A 4,530-nucleotide genomic window follows, 5' to 3' on the forward strand; every position below is an offset into this window, starting at 1 on the left:
CCGTCCTAGCCGCGGCTCGTCTGCATCAGAGCCTCCCGCCTCGCGCGTCCGCCCGACGCTCGCATCTGTGATACGGTCAGGCCCGTCCAGAGACCTTGCTTCGCCCGGATCGGACGGCTAACCTGAACCATTTGGGCGCAACGCATCGATCGGAAAGAAGGAGTTGCCTGATGAACCATACCCGCTTGATGACATCCGAGTCTGTCTCCGCGGGACATCCCGACAAGGTCGCCGACCAGATCTCCGACGCCATTCTCGACTCCCTGCTCGAGCAGGACCCCGACTGCAGGGTAGCCTGCGAGTGCCTGGTGACGACGGGCCTCGCGCTGATCTCGGGAGAGATCACGACGACGGGGTATGTCGAGATCCCCAAGATCGTCCGCGACACGATTCACGACATCGGCTACAGCGACCCATCGTACGGCTTCGACTGGGAGACCTGCGCGGTCCTCACCTCGATCGACGAGCAGTCGAAGGACATCGCCCAGGGGGTCGCCCGCGAAGGCGCGGACCGGATGGAGCAGGGCGCCGGCGATCAGGGAATCATGTTCGGCTACGCCTCCAACGAGACGCCGGAGCTGATGCCGTTGCCGATCCTGCTGGCCCACAAGATCTGCGCGCGGCTGGGGGAGTGCAGGTCGAGCGGCCAGATTCCGTTCCTCGGCCCGGACGGGAAGTGCCAGGTCACGATCGAGTACGGCGAGGACGGCCGGCCCATCAGGGTCCACACCGTCGTCCTCTCGGCGCAGCACAAGGAATCGACCCCGATCGACGAGGTCCGCGCGCGCCTGAAGCAGGAGGTCATCCTGCCCGCGCTGCCCGGGAATCTCGCCGATCCCGAGAAGATCATCTTCCACATCAATCCCACCGGGAGATTCGTTCGCGGCGGGCCCTGGGCGGACACCGGCCTGACCGGGCGCAAGATCGTCGTCGACACGTACGGCGGCCTGGCTCCCCACGGGGGAGGGAGCTTCTCGGGGAAAGACCCCTCGAAGGTCGATCGCTCGGCAACCTACGCCGCGCGCTGGGTCGCGAAGAACCTCGTGGCCGCCGGACTCGCCGACCGGCTCCTACTCCAGCTGGCCTATGCCATCGGGGTGGCGAAGCCGGTGTCGATCCATGTGGAGGCCTACGGCACGGAGAAGGTCGCGGTCCCGGTCATTCGCAGGGTCATCGACGAGGTCTTCGACCTGCGGCCGCGAGCGATCATCGATGGGCTCAACCTGCTGCGCCCCATCTACAAGCGGACAGCGACCTACGGTCACTTCGGGCGGGAGAACGAGGGCTTTCCGTGGGAGGAGGCCACTCGCGTGGAAGAGATCCGGCGCGCGGTCTCGAGGATCAAGGAATAGCGACTGGAGGAAGCAAGGATGGCGCTCTGCGACATACGGGACCGGGGACTCGCACCTCACGGGAAGAACAGGATTCTCTGGGCCGACCGGCAGATGCCAGTCCTGGAGAGGATCAGGGAGAGATTCGGGAAGGAGAAGCCGCTCGCGGGGCACACCCTCGCAGCCTGTCTGCACGTGACCGCCGAGACGGCGAATCTCTGCCGGACCCTGAAGGCAGGAGGAGCGCGCGTGCTGGTCTGCGCCTCCAACCCGCTCTCCACCCAGGACGACGTCTCCGCGTCAATGGTTGAGGACTTCGGAATCGAGGTCTTCGCGATCAAGGGGGAGGACCACGAGACCTACTACGCCCACATCCACGCCGTCCTGGATCCGGGTCCGGATCTGACGATGGACGACGGCGCGGATCTGGTCTCAACCCTGCACTCCAAGCGCACCGACCTGGTCGCGAAGGTGATCGGCGGCACGGAGGAGACGACCACCGGCGTCATCCGTCTGCGCAGCATGGAGCGCGACGGCGTTCTCCGGTATCCGATCGTCGCGGTCAACGACGCGAAGACCAAGCACCTCTTCGACAACCGCTACGGGACCGGACAGAGCACGATCGATGGCGTGCTCCGCTGCACCAACATGCTGATGGCGGGCAGCACCGTGGTGGTCGCCGGCTACGGCCAGTGCGGGAGGGGGGTCGCCATGAGGGCCCGCGGGATGGGCGCCAGCATCATCGTCACCGAGGTCGATCCTCTGAGGGCTCTCGAGGCGACCATGGACGGCTATCGCGTCCTCCCCATGGACGCGGCGGCGCCTCTCGGAGACCTCTTCGTCACCGTCACGGGGGACATCCATGTGCTGCGCCGCGAGCACTTCCTGAAAATGAAGGATGGAGCGATCGTGGCGAACTCCGGCCACTTCAATGTCGAGATCGACATCGAGGCGCTCGAGAAGCTCGCCTCGTCGCGGCGCGACGTGCGCCCGTTCGTCGAGGAGTTCGTGATCGACGGCGGAAAGCGGATCCATCTTCTGGGCGAGGGGCGCCTGATCAACCTCGCCGCGGCGGAGGGGCATCCGGCGAACGTCATGGACATGAGCTTCGCCAACCAGGCCCTCTGCACCGAGCACATCGTGAAGAGGGCGGGATCTCTGGAGCGGCGCGTTTACGGCGTTCCCCAGGAAATCGACGCGGAGATCGCCAGCCTGAAGCTCGCTTGCCTGGACGTCGCGATCGATACGCTCACGGAGGAGCAGCAGATCTACCTCAAGTCCTGGGATCAGGGGACATAGGCGCGGATGAGCGCGCATCGATCGAGCGTCAGCCCGGCTCCTCTGCAGGGGATCCTTCTCCTGCTCCTGGCGACGCTCATCGGTCTCGCGCTGGCGACCCGCGACGCCATCCGTCCCGCGTGCGGGCCCCTTGTCGACTGGCTTGCCGATCTCCTCGGCCGGCGCCTGGGGCCGATCCTGAGCTGGGGGCTCTGGGCGCTCCTGCCGCCGCTGGCCCTGCTCTGGATCCTCGGGCGGCGCAAGAGAGGGCTGTTGCGCCTGGCCGTGTTGACCCTGCCCCTGCTCCTCGTCCTCTCCGCCGTGCTCTCTCCGATCGAATCTCTCGGCGGGACGGTCGGCCGATGGATCCTCGGCCGCCTGCAGGTGATCCTGGGGCCCTGGGGCTCGTGGATCTCCCTCGCCGCGCTCGCCCTCATCTCTGTCTGGCTCGTCTGGCGCTTCGTTCTCCCCGAGGGATTGCGCGAGCGGATCGGCGCTTCCATGGAGCGCGCGAACGCTCCGGCGAAGGAGTCGAAGCGGACCGCGCAGACTTCTTCCTCGCGGAAGGCCTCGGGCCGGGCATCTCCGGCGGAAGCCCGATTGGCGAACAATCGGGACGACGAGAGCGGGGAGGCTCCGGACGAGGAGGAGAAGGTCGAGGATGACGCCCGCGCGGCCCCGCAGGCGGCGCCATCGATCCCCGAGCCGCAGATCCGTGCCAGGCGGATGACTCCCTCGAGGCCACAGGCGATCCGGCCGGCGGAGAACGCGGCCGCGCGCCAGCTGCCCGACGCCTCGCTGCTGGAGGAGCTGGAGGGGACGAGGGCCGCCATCGATCGCGAGGAGATTCTCGACACCTCTCGGCTTCTCGTGCGGACTCTCATGGACTTCGGCGTCGCCGGGAAGGTGGGCGAGGTCCACCCCGGCCCCGTGGTCACCCGCTACGAGTTCGAGCCCGGCACGGGAGTCCGCGTGAGCCAGATCGTCTCTCGAGTCGATGATCTCGCCCTCGCGCTGCGCGCAAAGCGGATTCGCTTGGTCGCCCCGATCCCGGGCAAGGCCGCGGTGGGGATCGAGGTTCCCAACCGTCGGCCGGCCATGATCTCCCTCAAGGAGATCCTCGACTCGGAGGAGTTCCGGAGCCAGGACGGCGCTCTCGTGCTCGCCCTTGGAAGAGAGATCTCCGGCGCCCCCGTCTTCGCCCGTCTCGATGCGATGCCCCATCTTCTCGTCGCCGGCACAACGGGGTCGGGAAAGAGCGTCTGCCTGAACGGCTTCCTCCTCTCTCTCCTGTTCCGCCGGACTCCGGAGGAACTTCGATTGCTGCTCATAGATCCCAAGAGGATCGAGCTGACTCCATATGACGGGATCCCGTCGCTCCTATGCCCCGTCGTCACGGAGCCGAGGCACGCTACGCGCATGCTGGAGTGGCTCTGCGGAGAGATGGACCGCCGCTACCGCCTGTTCCGGCAGCTTGCCGTCCGGAATGTCGAAGGCTACCGGAAGCGAGCCGCGTCAGCGGGAGAGGATGCGGAGCCGCTGCCCTACATCGTCGTCGTCGTGGACGAGCTGGCCGACCTGATGCTGACCCAGGGGATCGAGATCGAGGGGCCGATCAGCCGGCTTGCCCACATGGCCCGCGCCGTCGGAATCCACATGATCTTGGCGACGCAGCGCCCCTCCGTGGACGTTCTGACGGGCGTGATCAAGGCCAACTTCCCCGCGAGGATCGCCTTCCAGGTCGCGTCGAGGATCGACTCGCGCACGATCCTCGATGCCGGGGGGGCCGAGTTCCTGCTGGGCCGCGGCGACATGCTCTTCGTTCCGCCCGGCAAGGCGGAAGCCTTCAGGGTCCACGGCGCCTATTGCACGGAGGGGGATGGAGAGCGGGTCGCCAACTTCCTGCGCGCTCAACCCCAGG

The 4,530-nt window shown here is 67.0% G+C and carries 3 protein-coding genes; all 3 read left to right on the forward strand.

Annotated features, from left to right (window positions below; genetic code table 11):
• Window positions 1–170 precede the first annotated feature (170 nt).
• Window positions 171–1,352 carry a methionine adenosyltransferase gene (locus FJY88_12140; GenBank protein MBM3288084.1) on the forward strand — a complete coding sequence of 394 codons (1,182 nt, stop codon included), beginning with the start codon at window positions 171–173 and terminating at the stop codon, window positions 1,350–1,352.
• Between the two features lie 18 nt (window positions 1,353–1,370).
• Window positions 1,371–2,630, forward strand: coding sequence for an adenosylhomocysteinase (locus tag FJY88_12145; GenBank protein MBM3288085.1), 1,260 nt, complete (start codon window positions 1,371–1,373; stop codon window positions 2,628–2,630).
• A 6-nt stretch (window positions 2,631–2,636) separates the two neighbouring features.
• Window positions 2,637–4,530 (forward strand): DNA translocase FtsK (locus tag FJY88_12150; GenBank protein ID MBM3288086.1); only part of this gene is annotated, 1,894 nt, incomplete at its 3' end.

This window comes from Candidatus Eisenbacteria bacterium, from assembly GCA_016867495.1.
Lineage (GTDB): Bacteria > Eisenbacteria > RBG-16-71-46 > CAIMUX01 > VGJL01 > VGJL01.